Annotated in this window: 17 protein-coding genes; 13 read left to right on the top strand and 4 right to left on the bottom strand. The window is 60.6% G+C overall.

Annotated features, from left to right (window positions below):
- Window positions 1–569: 569 nt before the first annotated feature.
- A complete protein-coding gene (locus NKJ84_RS21045; protein ID WP_352508054.1) occupies window positions 570–1,454 on the top strand; it encodes a hypothetical protein in 885 nt (294 codons plus the stop codon).
- A 659-nt stretch (window positions 1,455–2,113) separates the two neighbouring features.
- On the top strand, window positions 2,114–2,419 hold the full coding sequence (locus NKJ84_RS21040; protein WP_352508045.1) for a hypothetical protein: 306 nt from the start codon (window positions 2,114–2,116) through the stop codon (window positions 2,417–2,419).
- A 464-nt stretch (window positions 2,420–2,883) separates the two neighbouring features.
- Here the strand turns inward: NKJ84_RS21040 and NKJ84_RS21035 are convergent, their stop codons facing one another.
- Together NKJ84_RS21035 and NKJ84_RS21030 are read right to left on the bottom strand one after the other, a co-directional pair.
- On the bottom strand, window positions 2,884–3,060 hold the full coding sequence (locus NKJ84_RS21035) for a hypothetical protein (protein WP_352508044.1): 177 nt from the start codon (window positions 3,058–3,060) through the stop codon (window positions 2,884–2,886).
- A 190-nt stretch (window positions 3,061–3,250) separates the two neighbouring features.
- Window positions 3,251–3,397: a hypothetical protein gene (locus NKJ84_RS21030; RefSeq protein WP_352508043.1), complete on the bottom strand. Its 147-nt coding sequence runs from the start codon at window positions 3,395–3,397 to the stop codon at window positions 3,251–3,253.
- An 869-nt stretch (window positions 3,398–4,266) separates the two neighbouring features.
- On the opposite strand from NKJ84_RS21030, the gene NKJ84_RS21025 reads away from it, so the two are divergent.
- The gene (locus tag NKJ84_RS21025; RefSeq protein WP_352508042.1) at window positions 4,267–5,670 is read left to right on the top strand and encodes a recombinase family protein; all 1,404 of its coding nucleotides are present in this window, start codon (window positions 4,267–4,269) and stop codon (window positions 5,668–5,670) included.
- Window positions 5,671–6,049: 379 nt separating this feature from the next.
- On the opposite strand, the gene NKJ84_RS21020 is transcribed toward NKJ84_RS21025, so the two are convergent.
- Together NKJ84_RS21020 and tssH are read right to left on the bottom strand one after the other, a co-directional pair.
- A complete protein-coding gene (locus NKJ84_RS21020) occupies window positions 6,050–6,430 on the bottom strand; it encodes a hypothetical protein (protein ID WP_352479406.1) in 381 nt (126 codons plus the stop codon).
- Between the two features lie 635 nt (window positions 6,431–7,065).
- Window positions 7,066–9,816, bottom strand: a complete 2,751-nt coding sequence (tssH, locus tag NKJ84_RS21015) for a type VI secretion system ATPase TssH (protein ID WP_352508041.1) — start codon at window positions 9,814–9,816, stop codon at window positions 7,066–7,068.
- A gap of 337 nt (window positions 9,817–10,153) precedes the next feature.
- On the opposite strand from tssH, the gene tssA reads away from it, so the two are divergent.
- From tssA to tssK, 10 genes are read left to right on the top strand one after another with little or no spacing between them, the layout of a single operon-like run.
- Window positions 10,154–11,332 carry a type VI secretion system protein TssA gene (gene tssA / locus NKJ84_RS21010; RefSeq protein ID WP_352508040.1) on the top strand — a complete coding sequence of 393 codons (1,179 nt, stop codon included), beginning with the start codon at window positions 10,154–10,156 and terminating at the stop codon, window positions 11,330–11,332.
- 6 nt (window positions 11,333–11,338) lie between these two features.
- Entirely contained in the window at window positions 11,339–11,875 is a 537-nt protein-coding gene (gene tssB / locus NKJ84_RS21005; protein WP_352508039.1) for a type VI secretion system contractile sheath small subunit, read from the top strand.
- Between the two features lie 2 nt (window positions 11,876–11,877).
- A complete protein-coding gene (tssC, locus tag NKJ84_RS21000) occupies window positions 11,878–13,380 on the top strand; it encodes a type VI secretion system contractile sheath large subunit (protein WP_023720342.1) in 1,503 nt (500 codons plus the stop codon).
- A 46-nt stretch (window positions 13,381–13,426) separates the two neighbouring features.
- Window positions 13,427–13,888: an Hcp family type VI secretion system effector gene (locus NKJ84_RS20995; RefSeq protein ID WP_023678576.1), complete on the top strand. Its 462-nt coding sequence runs from the start codon at window positions 13,427–13,429 to the stop codon at window positions 13,886–13,888.
- Window positions 13,875–14,630 carry a type VI secretion system baseplate subunit TssE gene (gene tssE, locus NKJ84_RS20990; RefSeq protein ID WP_352508053.1) on the top strand — a complete coding sequence of 252 codons (756 nt, stop codon included), beginning with the start codon at window positions 13,875–13,877 and terminating at the stop codon, window positions 14,628–14,630. The genes NKJ84_RS20995 and tssE overlap by 14 nt, the downstream gene beginning before the upstream one ends.
- A 1-nt stretch (window position 14,631) precedes the next feature.
- On the top strand, window positions 14,632–16,503 hold the full coding sequence (gene tssF / locus NKJ84_RS20985; protein ID WP_352508038.1) for a type VI secretion system baseplate subunit TssF: 1,872 nt from the start codon (window positions 14,632–14,634) through the stop codon (window positions 16,501–16,503).
- Window positions 16,467–17,528 (top strand): type VI secretion system baseplate subunit TssG, encoded by a 1,062-nt coding sequence (tssG, locus tag NKJ84_RS20980; protein WP_352508037.1) that lies wholly within the window; start codon window positions 16,467–16,469, stop codon window positions 17,526–17,528. Before tssF ends, tssG begins: the two co-directional genes overlap by 37 nt.
- Window positions 17,525–18,994 (top strand): type VI secretion system-associated FHA domain protein TagH, encoded by a 1,470-nt coding sequence (gene tagH / locus NKJ84_RS20975; protein WP_352508036.1) that lies wholly within the window; start codon window positions 17,525–17,527, stop codon window positions 18,992–18,994. Before tssG ends, tagH begins: the two co-directional genes overlap by 4 nt.
- 3 nt (window positions 18,995–18,997) lie before the next feature.
- Entirely contained in the window at window positions 18,998–19,453 is a 456-nt protein-coding gene (gene tssJ, locus NKJ84_RS20970) for a type VI secretion system lipoprotein TssJ (protein WP_352508035.1), read from the top strand.
- A gap of 39 nt (window positions 19,454–19,492) precedes the next feature.
- Window positions 19,493–20,827, top strand: a complete 1,335-nt coding sequence (gene tssK / locus NKJ84_RS20965; RefSeq protein ID WP_352508034.1) for a type VI secretion system baseplate subunit TssK — start codon at window positions 19,493–19,495, stop codon at window positions 20,825–20,827.
- Window positions 20,828–20,829: the final 2 nt, after the last annotated feature.

Here is a 20,829-nt window from a genome sequence, read left to right as displayed (position 1 = left end):
AGAGGGCCGCGCGTCTGCTCAAGAAGAGCAACATGAACCCGGACCAGATCGCTGCCACGCCGTTTTGCGTTGAAGGTTGCGATGGTGATCATTCGGCACCCAAGCCGATCCGCTCGATTTTGCAACTCCGCCGGTTGCCGTGACAAAGCTCCCTTCGCCCGGCTTGGAAGTGCTTAGCTGTCGTCCTTATAGGACTTGGCGGCTTCATCGATCTTACGCCAATCGTTTCCGTGGCGCCGTACAAGCTCTCGCGCCTGGGCTGGCGACACACTTTGCGTTTCGACGATGTGGTTCACTTCCGTCTCCTCGCCTTTCAGGGGACGCGAACGAGGGCTCGTTGGCCCTCTGGCGGTTGGGTTTTTTGCATCTCGTCTGGGCATGAGTGGACCTCTCCTGGAGCAGAATAAACGGTCCGGCGCGGCGAAGGTTTCGCCACGCCAGGGCGTTGAGCAGTTTCACCGATCGCCTCATTGGCTTCCCCTTGCGGCTCTGACCGAACGTCCTGGTGTTTTCGGACCCAAATGACCTGCACCGCGTTCTTTGGGAGCAGTGTTGTGCTTCGCAATCTGATGGAAAAATCCGACGTCCCTGCTGCACCGCAGACAGCTCCTGGTGCCGAAGCGCGCTTTCCGTACGATCGCGCGGCGGTTGAGCGGTTTCGACAGACATTCCCGCGCGCCAGGTGGAGTGACGAGCGCAAAAGCTGGTTCGTGCCGGGAAAGACTGCAGCGCGGCGGATCCAGCGCTGGCTTGCGCAAGAGGCGGATCTACGAGGAGCACACGATGACAGCAAGGGACGGGATGCCTTCGCCTTCGATCCCCTGTCGAGCCGGTATCTGGAAATCGCGGACGACCTGCGCATCCGCACGCCATATTCGCGGACGGTCCTCGAGGAACTGCGAGCCGTTCCATGGGCGAGCTGGGACGACGAACTGCGGGCCTGGAGGGTGCCTTTCCGTTCTTACGAGGAGTTGAGGCGCCATTGGCCAAGCATCGAAAGGGCGGCAGGCCGCGCAGAACCGGAGGAGAGGAAACGGCGACGGGAAGCGTCCAAAGACTCCGAGGAATATAAAGTCGCTAGATTGCAGTATGCCGAACGCAGGCGACGTCGCTATCCATTGCCTGCTGACGATTTACCCCGGCTTGGCCTTACCGTGGCGACGGAGCAATACGGCATCGTCGTCTTCACCGAGATTTCGGGTGAACTCGTCGACGCCTCGGAGTTAGCAGCGTTCTATCCGCATTTGATCGAGGCGAAGGTCGACCATTTCTGGGGCAGATGGCGTCCGGCCACGTTGGCTGAATTGATTAGAACATGGCCCGCTCGGCGTGCTGCCGGGTTAACGGAACGGCAACGAGGCTGGTGGCAGCCAACGCTGCCCGAGCTCAGGATCGCTCGCCAAAAAGCTCGAAGCCTGGCGCGAAGAAGGGCACAGCTTGTGCCATCGTTCTAGCCTTTCAGGCTCGGCGCTTCCAGCGTCTGTCCGGTTGCCATTGTGATTGAAATGTCCCCCGATCGGAGCCTCCCATGTGCAACGATAGCAAACAACATATGGCCTGGCTGAATATTACCGGATGATAGCGCCGCTGGCCTTGATATCCCGAGCTGAAAACGAATTTGACTCGCGCTTAGGCGCACGACACCCGCATTGACGGGCCGGCTCCAATAGCCAGGGTGGCAGGCAAAGCCGTCGAGCGGCTTTTATGTCGTTTGGAAGCCGGACCTAACGGTGGGCCGGTGTTCAACTTCCGCTCCGAGGGAGCCGTCACTTTGGGAACAGCAGGCGATACCTGTTTCTGGCGTCGGCGTTCCTCGAACTTGCCGGAGCCACGTGCCTGAACGCGAACCAGCCATTTTATGGCCATCGCCGGACCGAGAGGAAGTCCGTCGCTTCGCTAACACGTGGTTGGGCGGGCGCCAAGGTCATCGCTGAAATGTTAAAACCATTTCTGTAGAATTGACGCACACAAGGCCGATCCGAGGCCAACTGGGAGTTGCATACCCCAGCTGGAATTGTGCGGAACCGTACGAAGTCGATTGCAAGCAACCAACCTGGTTGGCCGGGCATTAATTTAGCAAAGCGTGAATTAGGAAAGCATCGGGAGGAACACCATGCTGCACGTTAACATGCCCCGTGAATTTGAGGTCGGCGATGAGGTTGCGCTAGCAGGTATCGTCATCGCGATTCTCCCCAGCGGGCGCGCCAGGGTGAGCATTCCTTCGTATGACCATCCTTATACGATTGATCCGCCACCCAAAGTCCGCGCCGGCGACCGAGTGGTTCTTGTTGGGGACGTCACCCGCATCGATTGCGGAGGGAACAAACTCACTGTGCGCATTGACTGCGGCGGGGTGATTACTGTCGACAAGTCGGCGATCACTCGGCTGAGAAAGCATGGCCGGACTTCAACGGGTTAACGCTCCGGCGAGACAACAGCCGGTGTCGGCGCGGGGCATCCCGCTCGACGTGAACTTTCTCTGCAGCGAGCGGTTGGTCGCCGGTCAGACGCGATGGGCGCGCCGGCTCGTATCCATTATGGAGATCACATGTTCGTCCCGCCACCGATGCCCGCAAAAAGTCTGCTTCGGTGCGTCGCGACGGAACTGGACGACATGGTTGCGGTGGAGTAAGCGCCCTCCCCTGGGTTAACAACCGGTCGGTGACGGCGCCACGGCCACATCGACAACAACCACAACGGCAATAAAGTCGTCGCTGAAAGCCTGCAAGGTGTCTGTCACGACACAGCGTGCCGGCAAAGCTACGCCCTCGCGACAGGGATTCGTTGTAAGCTGACCAGTCGGCAACGCCGGCAGATGAGCCAGAACTTACGCTTGATATTGGTCTCGATCAGGCTCGACGTTCGGTCCTCGAAAACCGCCGACTACGAGTCGAGGTCGTAGGGCTGATGGCCCAGCTCGTTGTGATGAAGCGCCTCTGCCATACACCTGATGTCGAACGCCTGGCCGCACGCCGGGCAGACGACGAAATACTCCTCCTCCCGAAGTGGCGATGCGTCGTGGTCTTGGGGGATGACGATGTCATTATAATCGTCGGGCATTGGGTCCTCCGGAAACCCGCCCGCTATGCTGGAACGCCTGCCAGCAGGATTTGTTTCAAAGTTATTGCGCCTAATGAAAGGCCGGATGTCCGGTTTCGGCAGCGATGCTCACCCGCAACGACGACGCAATGCCGCTCAGGATCAGCTCACGTCAAGAGCGACCGGAGGGGTCTCCAAGCAGGGAGCGACGCTAGGCAATTCCGGCAATAGGATGCGAGAAGGTCTGGAACTCGAAAAAGCCGGTGGAGGTGCCGACAAGCACCACGGCGGCGGGTAGTGGGTCAGTTTGAAATTCCGGTTGGGATGGGTGACCGAAAACAATCAAAATAAGCGCCATCACACCGAAGGTGCCGATAAAGACGATAGCGCCATATGCTATTGTACGACGCGCCTTTTGGAAGCGGGGTGACCAAAATTGAGCATGAAGCCTGGGATCCCGGTTTCCCGTTCACTCGCTTCAAGGAAGGTTGTGTTCATCAATTGAACCATAGAAACCTGTTCGCAGAATTATGCTTGCGAGTGAGATGAACATAGCTGCGAAGCTCAGCGCCAATACAACGACGCAGGCTGTTACTGGTATAAACAGGTGAGGATTGTCCGCCCATTCGTACTTCAATTTTCCTCGCTCCGCCTTTTCTAGTGACCGCAAACCATCGGCTTCTCTGCCTGCCATGAAGCCATTGATCGTGATATGCTCACATGACGCAGAATTCTATCTGATCCTCAGCCATATCCTTGCGGTGGACGGCTTTACCAGTGCGCTGGCGAGCAACGTCGATGAAATCCTCCACATGACTACTGAAACGCCGGTCCACGCACTGGTGCTGGACTGCCGGCCGGACAACGACATGGTGCAGAGCTGTAGCCGGCTCACGCAGGATGCCCGCACCCCCCGTGGTCGCTTTGATCGCGCCCGGTGCCGAGACCCAGCATTACGCGCTCCTGAAGTCAGGAATCGACGAAAATTTTGTCAGGCCGCTGGCGCCGGCAAAGCTACTTGCCTACCTGCATTCAAGGCTGAGGACCGGCCGGCAATCCGGATTGCGACCGCAAGACACTAGGTCGCTAACTTGCGCTGTCCAATCATCCATTTGCTAGGAGATCTGCGCGCCCAATTTCGTGGCCGAATGGGAATTTACCGAATGCGACAGAGTTCTGAAAGACATTTGGTGTCTCTGGGCTTGTTCAAATCCAAGGAGAACCCCCATGGCTTTCGAGTTGCAGACAGCGCGCCCTATCCGTGCGGCACAGTACATTCGTATGTCCACTGAACATCAACGCTATTCGCTGGAGAACCAGGCGATGGCCATTACGGAGTACGCGGAGCGGCGTGGATACACTATCGTCCAAACCTACGAAGACGCTGGTAAAAGCGGCCTGAGCATAAGAGGTCGCGACGGACTGAAGCAGTTACTAGCCGATGTCGTCACTGGCCAAACGACTTTCTCGGCAATTCTCGTCCTTGACGTCAGCCGCTGGGGCCGCTTTCCGGATACGGACCAATCCGCTCATTACGAGTTTCTCTGTCGTGATGCAGGCGTCGCGGTGGAATATTGCGGCGAACAATTCGAGAACGACGGCAGCATGGTCTCTGCGATCCTCAAGAATATGAAACGGGTGATGGCAAGCGAGTACAGCCGCGAGCTATCCGCAAAGGTGTCCAGAGCGCACCTGCAGCAGGCTCGTCTCGGATTCAGCCAGGGCGGACCTGTGCCCTACGGCGTCAGGCGACTGTTGCTGGATAAAGATGGCGAGCCCAGATGCCTTCTCGGCCCTGGAGAACAGAAAGGGCTCGCTGGCGACCGCGTTCTCCTTGTGCCCGGCCCGCCAAACGAAATCGAGCTTGTGAGGCGCATCTTCAACATGTTTGTTGTTGAAGGGCAGAGCATGGCCGGCATATCGGTTCGTCTGAACAAGGAAGGAGTGCCCTCCACATACGGCTATGTGTGGACGACCGGGCGCGTCGCATCTCTTCTCAAAAGCGAGTTGATGATAGGCTACTATGTCTACAACCGAACGTCGCATAGTATGAGCAGCCAATCAAAGCCAAACACTCCCGATAAATGGGTCCGAATCCGGGTCATGGAGCCCATTGTAACGGTTCAAATATTCCGGAGGGCGCAACTCGCAAGGGGAAAACGCGGATACACCTATACAAAGCCCGAAATGCTCAAGAATCTGAAGCGGCTATTGAAAGAGAAGAAACGACTCAGCCTCACCGTGATCAATGCTTGTCCGTATACTGCGTCAGGACAGTGCTATATCCGGCTTTTCGGCAGCTTGAAGGCGGTCTATGCGGCGGTCGGCTACGTACCGGATCGGCGGGGAGCTCTGCGAAAGTACTCGAACGAAGAGCTTCTAGACGGATTTCGGCGGCTGCGCGCCGCTCACGGGCACCTCACATTGTCGCTGATTAATGCGGACTCCGCTCTGCCCATATACCGTGTGTTCAAAAAGCGGTTTGGCTCGATGGCCGCGGCCTATACGCTGGCTGGCTTTCCAGGGCTGGAGTCGGAGCTAAAGCTGAGCGCGCTAGCGCGTATACGGCCCAGTGGACCGGAAAGGCTCCGACGCGACGTCTCAAATGCTCAGGGCAAAAAAGGCGCATGATAAGAACAGACCGAAGCTGCGGCTCTTCAATGAGGAGCCCCGACTCTGTTTGTCACGGAGCTGTCCCGCCGCTCCCACCTGATCTCGTCTAGCAGGGTTCTCTGATTGGGGTCATCGAGGTCAAGCTCCTCCTGATAATCGACCGGACCATGTCGCCCCGCGGGTCACGCGCTTCTCTTCGCGGTCGACGTTAGCCCGCCGCATGATGGGGTCAGTAGAGCGAGGCGTCTCAGTTCGTTGAACGTAAGCGCGAATTTCCCTGCACCTGTTGAGTGCTCTGATGCATGAGGTGTCCACCAAAATAGGTGGACACCTTGTGATGGAAGAAGATGAGCAGAAACTGCGGGTGAGGCTTGTCGGTCCGGACGGGCGACGCCAGTCAGCGGTCCGTCCACGAACTGCTGGCGCGAGCGGCATCGAAGCACACTTTGCTGCGGTGATCACTTTTCAGGCCGGCTTCCAACGCGGCAAAGCCACGCTTATAATCGCGGGTATTTATATATTTATCGTCTTGGGCCATAAATTTTCCGAAAGCGTCTTCGTTGTAAACTGTTTGAGAACAATTCAAATACGCGGCTTTCTGATACCCAGTTTCGTAAGCGATCGAACCGGCGTGGACGGTGGTTGAAACGAATGAGGTGATACAAATCGCCATTGCTGCAACGGACACGCTGCCCACGCAAAATGATTTCATGGTTGTTGCCCTCTCCCAAAACGCGAAGAACTTGCCAAAAATCTTGCCCTGAAACAAGACACCCATGGAATCGCCCTCAACGCAGTTCGCACGCGGTAGCCGCGTAGCCTTGGAATCGTCCCAACAGAGCCCGCCGTGCCGAAAGGTGCGGCGGGCTTTGTTCGCTCCTAGCGGTACGCTCTCTCGGTCTGATTTTGAGCTATGAAATGCACGCTCGGCGACGAACCGGTTGGTTGACGAGATCAGCGACAGGGCTTCGTGAAACGGGCGATCTCGCGAAGGAAATTGCGCGAGGGAAGTGATCCGCGCCCTTCCTGTTTCGCAAAACTCGTGAAACACTATGGCGGCGTTCGTGACCAGCCCTCTCCGTGTGAAAACTTGCCACATCCTGATTGTCCTGATCCCAGCGCGCCTCCTCAGAAAGAAACCAAGCTTTGAGCTGGTGCGTGCGTGGAGCTGCAACATTGGAACGGCTAGGCCTGACACTGTCGAATGCATCACTCCGTCGCTTTTTCGTTTAGGGGCCGCTCATCGACTGGCAAATTAGCGAAACCAAGCGATCGAGCGCATCCTTGTGGAGCGCACCTGTAGGGCGCCACGCAAGGAAATCATCCACGCTCAGGCAGCCGCATTGATGGTAACATTGGTTGCCGCAACGCTCGCCACAGCCGAGGAAAGGAGCCGCCATAATATTCGCGCTCCTATTCGAAGGAATAGGTAAACCCTTGGCCTGAGGCGCCAACAGTGACCTTTGTCATCTTTTCACCAGCGAGCGACCGGTTCAGCACACCGCGGCTCAACTCCGGGAGGAGCGTGTTGGTCAGAATTGCGTCGATCATCCTGCCGCCCGATTCAATTTCCGTGCAGCGGGTCTTGACCAGATCCATGACACCGTCGCCGATTACCAATTCCGCGTCGTTGGTTGCACGCAGCCGGCGAGCAATCTTAGCAAATTGATGACGTGTGATCGCTTCGATCATCGAATCGGAAAGCGGAAAGTAAGGGATGGTCACCACCCGGCCGAGAAAGGCCGCTGGGAAGACCTTCAGCAACGGGCTGCGTAATGCGGTGTCCAGTTCATCGAGCCCTGCCCGTACCGCGCCATTCCTTGTGCGGTCCATGATGACTTCGGAGCCGACATTCGACGTGAGAAGGATCAGCGTGTTCTTGAAATCGATCCGTCTGCCTTCACTGTCGTCCATCATCCCTTTATCAAACACCTGGAAGAAGATTTCGTGCACGTCCGGATGCGCCTTCTCGACTTCGTCGAGAAGGATCACCGAATAGGGCTTGCGCCGCACCGCCTCGGTGAGAATTCCGCCCTTGCCGTAGCCGACATAGCCGGGGGGCGCGCCCTTCAAGGTAGAGACCGTATGCGCCTCCTGGAATTCGGACATGTTGATCGAGATCAGGTTCTGCTCTCCGCCGTAGAGCGTTTCGGCCAGTGCCAAAGCGGTTTCGGTCTTGCCGACGCCCGAGGGGCCGCAAAGCAGGAATACACCCACTGGCTTTTCCGGAGCGCCGAGACCGGCGCGGCTGGTCTGCACGCGCTTGGCGATCATCTCCATCGCATGATCCTGTCCGACAACGCGCTCGGACAGAGTGACCGCGAGCCGCAGCGCCTTCTCCGTCTGACTCGACAGCATCCGGCCCGTCGGGATGCCCGTCCAGTCCTGAACCACGGCCGCCACGGCGTTGCGGTCGACCGATGGCAGGATCAGCGGTGTTTCGCCTTGCGCCTCGGCCAGTTCGCTCATCAGTTCGCGCAGCCGAGCGAGATCGGCAGCCGGATCGGGAGGCGCAGGACCACCTGCCGCCGGAACCTTCGCCTCGGCATTGGACAGTTCGGTCTCAGGCACCTCCCCGCTCTTGGTCTCCGTGGCGGCCTCGTGCCCTTCCACGGCATCGAGCGGCACGCCGTCGCCGCGCAGCCTTGCACGCAATTCGAGTATCTCGGCCACCAGCGCCTTTTCGCGCCCCCAGCGCTGCTGCGCGGCTGCGAGCGTGCGTTCGGTCTCGGCAAGCCCAGCCTCGACCCGTGCCTGCCGCTCGGCCACTTCGATGCCGATTGCAGCCTCGCGGCCGATAATGCCGCGCTCGACCTCCAGCGCCTGGCGGCGGCGCATGATGTCCTCGACCTCGGCTGGCGTGGCGTGCTGCGATACCGCAACACGGGCGCAGGCGGTGTCGAGAAGGCTGACCGCCTTGTCCGGCAGCTGCCGCGCCGGGATGTAGCGATGTGACAGGCCGACCGCCGCGTCGATCGCCTCATCCAATATCTGAACCTTGTGGTGCTGTTCGAGGACGCCGGCCACGCCGCGCAACATGAGGATGGCCACCGATTCCGAAGGCTCGTCAATCTTTACCACCTGGAAGCGGCGGGTCAGTGCCGGGTCTTTCTCGATGTGCTGCTTGTATTCCGCCCAGGTCGTGGCCGCTATCGTGCGAAGCTCGCCGCGTGCCAGCGCCGGCTTGAGCAGATTGGCAGCGTCGCCGGTTCCGGCAGCACCACCGGCGCCGATCAGGGTGTGGGCTTCATCAATGAAGAGGATGACCGGCGATTCAGAGGATTGAACTTCGTCGATTACGGCCTTCAGCCGTTTTTCGAATTCACCCTTTACGCTAGCGCCTGCCTGCATCAATCCGACGTCGAGCATGCGCACGCTCACTCCCTGCAGTGGGGGCGGTACATCGCCTTTGGCGATGCGCAGAGCAAAACCCTCCACGACTGCAGTCTTGCCGACGCCCGCCTCGCCGGTCAGGATCGGATTGTTCTGCCGGCGTCGCATCAATATGTCGACAATCTGCCTGATCTCAGGATCGCGGCCGACGACCGGGTCGATCTTTCCATCGCGGGCGCGCTGGGTCAGGTCGGTGGCGTATTTGGCCAATGCCGAATCCCCGCCCGGAGTCCGCCGCGGGGCCTCTGTCGCGGTGACCGTTGGCGCAGCGCCGGCTTCGAGTGAGCCCTCCGTGACATCGGCGAAGCGCGTCACGACGGCGTCGGCGTCGATCTTGTCGAACTCGCCGCTGATCTTCGACAGCAGGCCTTCCAGCACCGGTGTCTTCAGGCAAGCAAGCAGAACATGTGCGCTGCGGACCTCCTCCACGCCGAATTCCAGTGTTGCCAGATTCCAGGCCTCCTGGATGGCGTGGAAGATATGGTCGGAAAACTCTTCGATCGAGGTTGCGCCATAGGGCAGCTTGTCCACCGCGCGCGTCATATCGGCCGTAAGTCGGCTCGCATCCAGTCCTGCATCGGCAATCATCATTTGCACATCCGAGCGGTCGGAGAGCACCAGCTGCTCGATGAAGTGGACGAGTTCGACGTAAGGATTGCCGCGCAGCTTGGCACTGTCAGCCGCTGCCTTGAAGGCGCGCAACCCTAGAGGGTTGAGCTTGCCGACCAGTTCCTTGCGCTTGAAGCTCTGCGATGACCGGCGCTGTTCCATCGAACGTGCTCCTGCACTCTGCAAGTCGATAACCTGCCACATAAGCAGCCGCTTGACAAAGTGCGGGATGAACAAAGGTTTCGATGCCCCGTTATGCGGGCTCCCATCATTCGTCGAAGATGCCGCATCGCGGCCGCAAACAACCACGAGCCTGACAGCCCAGGTGAGACGCATTCCCGATCCACGGCCCGGCAAACACGCCGGCGGATTCAACAATCAAGACAAGGCTGCATTAGCTTTTGTTAATTTTTTCCGTACTCGCTGAATTGTGGAAAAGCGCAACCGTGTGATAACGTAGGGACAGGTCGGCCTCAGGGCCGGTGACTGGGGGATCGGTGTGATCGACGTCGCACTCTGGCTTGCTCCGCTCGATGGTGAAAATCCGTCGGGAGAGGATTTGCGTAACGATCCGGCGTTTCACGAACTGGAGCGCCTGACAGAGCCTCAGGTCAAGGTTGTCCATGATGGCAACAACAAGCCGGTCTCGCAAAGCACCATTCCCGTCGACTGGCCAGCAGTACTCACCAAGGCCGAGGAATTGCGCGCGCGTGGCCGCGACCTGCGCCTGATTGTAATTGTCACACGCGCGCTGGCCAACGAGCATGGACTGGTCGGGTTGGCCCAGGGTCTGACGCTTATTGGGCGGACATTCGACCAGCATTGGGAAACCATGCACCCGGCGCTGCGGCCCAACACGTCGCCTCGCGAAGCCGCCTTGCGCCGCATCAATGCGCTGCTCGACCTTCAAAATGGTCAGGACGGGCTGTTGGCCAACCTGCGGCAAATGACTTTGTTTGCGCCACGCTCGATCGGACCGATCAGCGGACGCGATTTGGAACAAGCTGCGCTCGACGACCGCCTCATGCTGCAAGAAGCAGCGTCAGGATTGAACGCGGCCGAAAAGGCAGCGCTTGTCAGTGCGCATGGACAATTGTTGAACCGTGTCCGTGCCGGGTGCGCGGCACAGGCGGATCAAGCCAACGAGGAAATGCAGTCGCTCATTACCGATGCGCGCGCGGCGGTCGCGGCACTGGAAGCCGTCGAGACAGCCCTCAACGCTCGCCTTGAAGGCAGCGGCGGGACCACCATTCCGGAATTAAAACGGTTCCTGCAGCGTTTGCTGACAACCCTCGAGCGCAACTCGGCTGCCGGCGCGATGGCGAATGGCGCAGTAAAGCCGTCCGCTTCGCCGGCAGAACAGGTAATGCCTGCCCGAAACGGTCATGGAGCCGATACTATGGCAAGTGTGGCTAGCTACGCTGACTCGAGCACCGGACTTCCCGACCGGATTACTTCGCGCGACGACGTGGTGAAATGCCTGGACCTCGTCGTCGCCTTTTATGACCGGACCGAACCGTCGAGCCCGATTCCCCACCTCGCCCGCCGTGTGCGCCGGATGGTGCATATGGATTTTGTTGAACTGATGGAAGATCTCGCCCCGTCGGGACTGAAGGAGTTCCGGCTGCTTGCCGGCGTTCCCGATGCCAGGAAGACGGCTCAGAAGGATGAAAGGTAGCAAGCAATGCCAGCCGAAAGCAAAGCCAAGGTCATCGAACGAAATCGCGCGCCGCGGGTGCAGATCGCCTACGACGTGGAAACCTATGGCAGTCCAACGACAATCGAGCTGCCGTTCGTCATGGCCGTCATGGCGGACCTTTCAGGCGCTTCGCAGACCAAGGAAGCGTCGAAGTCGATACTGGACCGCTCCTTTGTCGAGACCGATGCGAACCGTTTCCCGCGTTTCATGGAGGCACTTGGACCACGCGTGAAAGCCCGCGTGAAGAATACGCTGCCCCAGGCCGAAGGCGCCGAGCGGGACGAGGAGCTGGCGCTCGACCTTACCTTCACCAAGATGGGCGACTTCGCGCCGGACAAGATTGCCGAGCAGGTCCCACAGTTGGCCGAAATCCTCAAGATGCGCCGCCAGCTCGAGGAACTTCTCGGCTTCATGGACGGGCGTGTGGATGCCGAAAAGCGCATTGCGCAACTGCTGAACAATGAACCGCTTCTTGGCAAGATCGCCAGCCAGGCGCTGGCGGACGACAAGGCAGGGGAATGACCATGGCCGAACAGCAAAAAACCGCCGCCGTCGCCGAGGCGGAAACCATCGATCTTGGAGAATTCAGCGGGCTCCTCGAGAAGGATTTCAAGGTCAAGAAGGACGACAGCGAAAAGCTGCAGCAATTGGTGCGCAATCTCGCACTTGCAGCGCAGACGCGTTCCGATACCACGACCATCTCGTCGAATGCTATCAAGTCGATCAAGTCGCTGATCGCCGGGATCGACAAGATGCTGTCGGAACAGGTCAACGAGATCCTGCACGCGCCGGAAGTGCGCGAAATGGAGGGCACATGGCGTGGCCTGTGGTATCTCGTCAACAATACCGAGACCGATCAGAAGCTGAAGATCCGGGTGATGAACATTTCCAAGGAGCAGCTGGCCGACACGCTTGAGGATTATGAGGGCCAGATGTGGGATCAGAGCCCGATCTTCAAGAAAGTCTACACGGACGAGTATTCGATGCTTGGCGGCGAGCCGATCGGCTGTGTGATTGGTGCCTACGAATTCTCCAACCACCCGCGCGACGTCGGTCTGCTGCGCAACATCTCCGGCATCTGCGCCTCAGCGCACACACCCTTTATCGCAGCTGCCTCGCCGCGCCTGTTCCGCATGGACAGCTGGCAGGAATTGCCGAACCCGCAGGACCTGCAGCAGATCGTCTCCAACCCCGCCTATGCCTCGTGGCAGTCGCTGCGCGAGAGCGAGGATGCACGCTACATCGGCCTGACCATGCCTCGCGTTTTGGCACGGCTGCCGTATGGCACCGATACCGTTCCGGTGAAGGGCTTCACCTTCGAGGAGGAGGTACATGGCGATCATAACAAATATGTTTGGATGAACGCCGCCTTCCCGATGGGCGTGAATATAAACCGCAGCCACAAGCTCTATGGCTGGGGCACGCAGATCCGCGGCGTCGAAAATGGCGGCACGGTCCTCAACCTGCCAGTGCACAGCTTCCCGACCGATGATGGCTCGATAGCGATGAAGTGTCCGACGGAGGTCGCCATCGACGACCGGCGCGAGGCGGAGCTGGCCAAGCTCGGCCTGATGCCCATCCTGCACCGGAAGAACACCGATCTCGCCGCCTTTATTGGCGCCCATTCGCTGCAGGACGACGAGACAAGGGCGGGACGGCTGGTCGACCCCGATGCGCAGGCCAACGAGCGGCTGAGCGCCAACCTGCCCTACCTTTTCCCGGTCTCGCGCTTCGCCCACTACCTCAAGGCGATCGCGCGCGACAAGGTCGGTTCGTTCAAGGAGCGCTCCGATATGCAGATCTGGCTGACCGAATGGATCAACCGGTATGTGCTGGCCAACCCGGCCTTTGCCGACGACAAGGCGCGCGCCAAGCGCCCGCTCGCCGCCGCCGAGGTTCAGGTGGACAGCGTGGAGGGGCGCCCCGGCTACTACAACGCCCGCTTCTATCTGCGCCCGCATTATCAGCTGGAGGGTATCAATGCCTCGCTCCGACTGGTTTCGGAACTTCCGTCCGTAAAGACTTGATTTGCAGCAACAACATCTTGGTTTTTGAAAGCGGTGGAGAAAGACAATGCCCACAAATACGAAGATTGATGGCTTTCTAAAGGTTCCGGACATCAAGGGTCCAAGCACTCGAGATGGCCATGAGGACGAAATCGAGATCCATGGCGTCGATTACAAGATGATCGCACCCTATGATCCAAATTCGCTCTCGCGCCGCGGTCGTGTGTCTTTGGGTATGATCAAGTTCACCAAGCACTATGACAAGTCTTCGCCCTACCTGAAAAAGGCGCTGTTCGAGAACAAGGCGCTGGACGAAGTCGTGTTTTCGGCACGGCGGACCATTGATGGTGAGACCAAGGATTACCTGGTCGTCACACTCACCGACGCCTCGATCATGGAATACGACATGTCGCAGGCCGAGGATGAGGAAGACCTGATCGAGGAAGAGGTCAGCTTCGCATACAAGAAGATAAAGTTCGTCTACGACGACAACGACGAAATCGAAATGGATGTCTATGTCGGCAAGTGAGGCGCGGCGGCCCGGCGCGGACAAGTCGCTGGGTAGCGGCAGTTCGCGAGCAAAGCGCGAAGCGGTCCAGCCCTCTCTGTGGGACCGCCTCGTAAACGATCTGCCGGGCGTGACCTCCGAGATAGACGGACTGCGCCAGGCACTGCAGGACGAGCTTGGCGCGGAGCGGCTGGACAACCTGGTTGCGGCTAGTGCGCGGCTCATCGACGCCGACACGGAGTTGACGGCCGACCAGAAGCGGCGTCTGCATCGCCTGGCCTTTCAGAGCCAGCACCGCGCTGAAATCGAAAGCCGCGGCGTGGTGGTGTCGGCTCGTGTGCTCAAGGAGGCTGTGCGGCGCGATGTCGAGGCTTTGTTCAACACCGAACGCTTCGAGGCCATTCCGCTGCTTTCCGACCTTGAAACCGAGCAGGCTGCGGACAACCCGCCGTCGCTCGCCGATTTTCCGGAGGTGCGTCGCAGCGTCGTCAATTACGGCGTGCCTTCCTTCTCGGGCCGTTCCTCCCGCGACTTCGATCGCGAGGCCCTGGCGCGCGAGATCCGCTCGGTGCTTGCCACCTTCGAGCCGCGTCTCAAGGACAGTGCAACAAAGGTTACGGTAACCCTTGGCGACAAAACCGTGGGCCTGAAGATCGAAATAGATGCGGTGTTGATCATGACGCCGACGCCCGAACGCATGCGCCTGCGCACCACGATCAACCTCGATAACGGCTTGGCTCGGACCGAATTTAGGGAAGCCTGAGATGGATCGGGTCTTCGTAGAATATTACGAGGAGGAACTGACCCATATCCGTGCGCTCGCGGCAGAATTTGCCGACATGCATCCGGCGGTGGCACGCAACCTTTCACTCGATACGGTCCCCTGTCCGGACCCCTATGTCGAGCGGCTGCTTGACGGTGTTGCCTTCTTGGCCGCGCGGACCCGGCTCAAGGTTGATGCGGAACGCTCGCGCTTCTCGCGAGCCGTCCTTGATGTTCTCTATCCCGATCTTGTCACGCCGGCGCCGGCAACGGCCATGGTGGTCCTCAGACCCGGCCAGCAGGTCCAGACAATGATTGGGGGGCATGTCGTCAAGCGCAACACGCGGCTGGTTTCCAGCCTCCAGCCTGGCCTGTCGACGCGTTGCACGTTCACCACCGCCCAGGACATCACGCTGTGGCCGATAGCCATCACCTCGGTCGGGTATTTTCAGGATCGCAGCGCCTTGGCGGCAGCCGGCATCACGCGGATCGGCGGTGTCGATGGCGAGGCGGCGCTTCGCATCACGCTGGCCCGTACTGGAAAAGGCAAGCTCGACGAACTGTCGCTCGACCGGCTTGATCTCTACTTTGCCGCGCGCACCAAGGCACCGCTGCTTTTCGATGCGATTTTCGGCGCCTGCTCAGCCGTTGGTGCACGACCGGGAGGCAAGACCAACCCAATATCGGCGTTGCCGGCACCCGAAATGGTCGGCATCAGCGACGACGAGGCTCTGATGCCTCGTACACGTCCGACCTTCGAAGGATATCGTCTTCTGCGCGAACATTTCATGATGCCGGAGCGCTTTCACTATGCTCGGGTTTCGGGGTTGCAGCCCATCGTGCGCAGATGCACAGCCGAGCTCGAGATCATCTTCATCTTCAGGCGTCCGGCGCCTGAACTTGCCGATCTGATGGCGGCCGATTTTGAACTTTTCGCAACGCCGATCATCAATCTGTTCGAACGCGAGTGCAACGTCGTCGAGCTCGATCCGCGCAAAACGCGGCAGGTGCTGCATGCCGACCGCACGCGAGCGCGGGACTTCGAAATCTATCGGGTTATCCGCGTCGAGGACGCCGACAGCGAGGGCAGCGACGCCACAATCCCGGAACTCTTCAGCCTGGGACAGAACCGCGGCAGCGGCTGGGTTTATTCCACCGAACGGCGCCCACGCCGCCCGACGGAGGAGGAACGGCGCGATGGCCTCACCCGCACTTCATACACGGGCGATGACGTTTTCCTGGCGATTTCACGCCCAGCGGAAAGTCCACCGAACCGGCCGCTGAAGCGCGTCGACATCGTGGCGCTCTGCACCAACCGCGATCTGCCGATCCTTGACGACAACCCTACCTTGACGCTGGAAGCCGGCGATCCGGTCGAAACGATCCGGCTTCTCGGCGCATTGCGCCCGCCTCGCCCAGCCATCCCCGCAGCGCTGCCGGCGGGCGCGGGTGAATCGCGAGCCGACAATCTCGCCTGGCGGCTTGTAGCGCAGCTCGCGCTCAACTTTCTAAGCCTTGCAAAGGAAGGTCGCGGCGTCGAGCCGCTGCATGCGCTGCTTGAGCTTTACGCCGACAGGGGAGACCCGAGCCTCGCCCGCAATGTGCACTCGATCGTGCGCATCGACTCCCGGTCGGTCATCGAGCGGCTGCAGATCGATGGGCCGATGTGCTTCGGACGAGGCACGGAGGTGACATTGCATGTCGATCAATCGGTCCTGGCGGGGCAAAGCACCTTGCTGCTTTCGGCCCTGCTGGCACGGCTGTTTGCCCGTCATGCCGGAATAAACGGCTTTGTGCGAACCCGCACATGGCTGCTGCAGAAGCAGGAGGATGTGCCATGGCCGATGACGCCCGGCAATCGCTACCTGATCTAGACAAGCCTGGCCGGTACGAAGAGCTGTCGGATGCGTTCGACTTCTTCGAGCTGTTGCGGCGACTCGAACGGAGAGGCGGGCTGTTCGGCTATTCCGGCCCGCCGGAGCGCGAACCCTCGCGGCTCGGGCAGCATGTCCGTCTCAGCTTTTCCGCCAAGGACTTGGCAGAATTCCGCGAAGCGACTGACAAAGCGCCCGCCCGGGTTACGGTCGCAAACATTGGTCTGATGGGACCTGAAGGTCCGATGCCCCTGCATTTGACGCGCTGGGTGCTCGATCGCCTGTCGCAACGCTGGTTCACCGGCGCCGATGCGCAGCAGACCAGCGACACAACCTTCATGGACTTCGTCAACATTCTTCAGAACCGGATGATCGCGCTGTATTACAGGGCTTGGGCGGATGCGCATCCGGCGGTTCAGGCCGAGCGCGCGGCAGGCGGGCGCGTTCGCGCCATGCTCGAAGCCATGGCGGGGATAGGGCTTCCCGGCACCCACAATCCCGAACTGGACGCCGTGAAGCTGCGCCAGGCAGCTTCGCTTGCCAATCAGGTCGACGGCCCCGAGCGGCTGACGCTGTTCCTGGCGGAGGCGTTCAAGGTGCCGGTCCAGATCAGGGAGTTCATCGCTGCCTGGATGACCATACCAGCCGCGCTCCAGACACGCCTAGGCAAAGCCTACATAGCGCTCGGCCGGGGAGCAACGATCGGTCCGCGTGTCTTCAACCGTCAAAGCAGGATCGAGCTCCGCGTCGGCCCGCTGGACTACGAGGAGTTCAAGGCGTTCCTGCCGGGCGGTCAGCGCCTCAAATTGTTCAAGCAGGCCGTTAGCGACATGGTCGGCGAATCGCTCGACGTCGATCTGCGCATCGTGCTGGCGCGCGATGCCGTTCCGCCGCCGCGTATTGGAACCGTCCAACTCGCCCGGACCGCGTGGCTTGCGCGGCCCGCTGAAAGGGGCGATGCTGACGACATGCGGCTGCGGACATTAGTCGGCTGGCGGCAGGAAGGGGCGGAGGTCGCGGCATGAGTCTGCTGCTGACGCTGGAGCAAGGGCCACGCACCCAGGCGGTACGGCAGACCCGGCTTGACGAAGGGGAACTGGTGATCGGCCGCAGCGCGGATGCCGGCTGGCAGATCGACGATCCCGACATGTTCGTTTCGCGCGCCCATTGCAGGATCACTGGTGGGCGCGACGGATATTTCGTCACTGATACGTCAAGCAGCGGATTGTTCATAGACGACTCCGACAGCCCGCTCGGTGTCGGCAAGTCGACGCGTCTTCGCAATGGCATGCGGCTGAGACTGGGCGATTACGTCGTATATGTCGATCTGCAGACGCCGAGTGCCCAACCCACAGCAGCAGCAGCCGCAGGGCCAGGTCCGGAGCGCTCCCCACCGGCGTCTCGGGCGCCGGTCAGCATCGGCCGTGACGATTTCTTTTCAGCCACCGTGGAAGAAGAGCCGCAGCGGCCACGTCCAGCCGGGCTGCCGAACCCGTTCGAGCAGCCGATCCCGGGTGCGTTCGAACGGGCCAATTCCAGACAGCGCAGCTCGCCTGCTTTCGATGACCCGTTCAGCCTCGATCCGATCGCAACACCCGTATCCAAAGGCACCGCAGGACCAGCCCGCGCGCCCAACCAGACAGACCCATCCGGCCTCGACTCGGGATCGTTCCCCAACGGCTCAACGGAGCCCCCGACGGCAAAGCTGCCGGAATTCAATGACGACTTCGGTTTTGGGCCAGCCGCGGCGCCCAGCCCGGGACGCGATGCGGGCTCGACCGGTCAGCGCGAGCGCGACGCCCAACCACTGCAAGCGGCCAATCCCTGGGACGTGCCCGTGCGAGCGGCAGATGCCCCTCCGCCAATGCGAGCAGGCCCAGCCGCCAGCCCCGCCCGCCAGCCGCCTGCGAGGCAGCACGCCGAAATGGCGCTTCGCACCGCATTCCTGCGCGGCATGGGGATCGCGGAAGCCGATTTTCCCGGGCGCGATGCCGTCGCCGAGATGGAGAAGTTCGGCCGCGAATATCGGCTTATGATGGAAGGATTGATGCAGTTGCTACGCAAGCGTGCCGAAGAAAAGGGAAATGCTCGCGTTGCGCAGACAATGGTCGGAGCCTCCGAGGTCAATCCACTCAAGTTTCTGCCGACGGTCGACGACGCTATCGTGACGCTTATCGCCGAACGCAGCCCCGGATTTCTGGCCGGCGAAGCGGCTATCGCGGATGCGGTTCGCGACCTCGCACAACATCACGTACGCGCCTGGCGCGGCGTGCAGGCCGCTCTGCGGCGGATGGTCGACCGTTTTGAGCCGGCAGCCATCGAAGAAGAGCTGAAATCGAGTTCCGCGATCGGCACGCTGTTGTCGGGCGGGCGCGGCGCCAAGCTGTGGGAGCTTTATCAGAAACGCCATCGTGAAATCGCCGAGAGCGCGGAAAAGAGCTTTCTCGGCGAAATCGGCGCTGATTTTCGGGATGCATATGAGGAGGAGTAACACATGATCGATCGACGCGAATTTATCGTTGCCTTGGGTGCGACCGGGCTGCTTACGGCCTGTCAAAGCGCCGGGCCGCCAAAACCGTCGGTCATCACGGTCAAGCTGACAGGGACGGCCGGCATGAACCCTGGACCAGGCGGCGGCGACCGGCCAGTGACGGTGCTGGCCATGCGGCTGCGCAGCACCGGTAAGTTCAATTCCGCCGACTACTTTGCCTTGCAGGGGGATGCCGGCTCGGCACTGGCAGGTGATCTCATCGGATCCGACCAGATTGCCGTCGCGCCTGGAAAAACCGCGACCAAGACCATTACGGTTGAACCGGATGCAACGGCCCTGGGCTTCGTTGCACTTATCCGTGAGCCTGGCGGGCGAAACTGGCGGACGACCAAATCGGTTTCGCCCGGATCAAACTTTGCGATCAATGTCACACTCGGCAGCGGCGGCATTTCCGCCTGACGGCCAAGGCAAGGGGAGCTCGATGCAGAGAGTAGCCGGATGAGCGATGCAAACAGGGTGCTGTGGTCCGAGGGCCTTTTTCTGCGGACCCAGCATTTCCAGCAGCAGGACCGTTTCTTCGAGGCGACTGTGCGCGGCGCGTTGCAGGCCGGCCAGCTGCACACGTTCGGCTTTCAGCAATTGACCCTGGATAAGGCATTGCTCGATGCCGGCCAGATCTCGATCCTGTCTGCACGAGGCATTTTCCCTGACGGTACCCCCTTCTACATTCCGGATCAGATGGACGCGCCGCGTCCGCTGCCGGTCACCCCGGATACAGGCGCCGGCCCAGTGCTGGTCGCCCTGCCGCTCGAGCCGGCCGGCGGCGTTGGCTTCGATCCCGCGCATGCGCCACCCAGCGGTGCGCGCTATCATGGACGGATCGTTTCGGTGCGCGATGCCGTCCAGGGCGGTTCAGACCCCGAAGAAATCGAAATCGCCCGACCGCAATCGCTGTTGCTTGCACCCGGCAAATCGGTCGGCGGCTATACCGCCCTGCCGATAGCCGACATCAAGGGGGTTCGCGCCGATGGCGGCGTTTCGCTGGACGAGACATTCCTGCCACCGGCCCTGGTTACTGGTGCAGTGGCCTGGTACCGGCAATTGCTTCTGGAGGTCGTCACAGGCCTTGACCAGATCGCCGAGGCGCATGGCAAGATGGTCATGGGCGGGCCAGGGCGCAGTGTCGAAGACCTGTTGATGCTCAACCTCGCCAACGCGGCGCGTCCGCGCCTGGCCCATATGCTGGCGCAGGATGTTTTCCATCCGGCCGAACTCTATCTGGAACTGGCCGGGCTTGCCGGTTCGATGGCGACCTACGGCTCGAGCGCGCGGCGACTGGGCGAGCTGCCGGCTTACGATCACATGGCGCCCGGCCCACCGTTTTCGGCGCTGGCGGATGCATTGCGCTCACTGATCCTGAGCCTGCGCTACATCGAGCCGAAATCGCGCGCGCTGCCCGTCATGCGTCATTCGACCAATGTTTGGAAAATCCGCATCGACAATCCGAAACTGCTGGTGGCCAGCCGGATCGTCATCCGGGTCGGTTCGGAACTGTCGGAGGACGCGCTACGCAAGATATTCGTCAACCAGGCGACTGTGGGCTCGGCTGATGAGTTCGAGGGCCTGTGGAAGTCCCGCCTGCCCGGCATCCCGCTGAAACCGCTTCATTCGCAACCCCGCGAAATTCCTTACGACGGCGATCGGCTGTGCCTTGAGCTCGACCAGAAAAGCGAGCACTGGGCATCGCTGCTCGGTGCCCCAGGCTTCGTCATTGGCGTTTCGGGTGTACTGCCGAGTGAACCGCAGGTGGACTGCTATTCGGTGAACAGGTGAAA

Source organism: Mesorhizobium sp. M0048 (assembly GCF_040323405.1).
Lineage (GTDB): Bacteria > Pseudomonadota > Alphaproteobacteria > Rhizobiales > Rhizobiaceae > Mesorhizobium.
The sequence above is the reverse complement of the archived record's forward strand: the minus strand, read 5'-3'. Positions and strand labels throughout refer to the sequence as shown.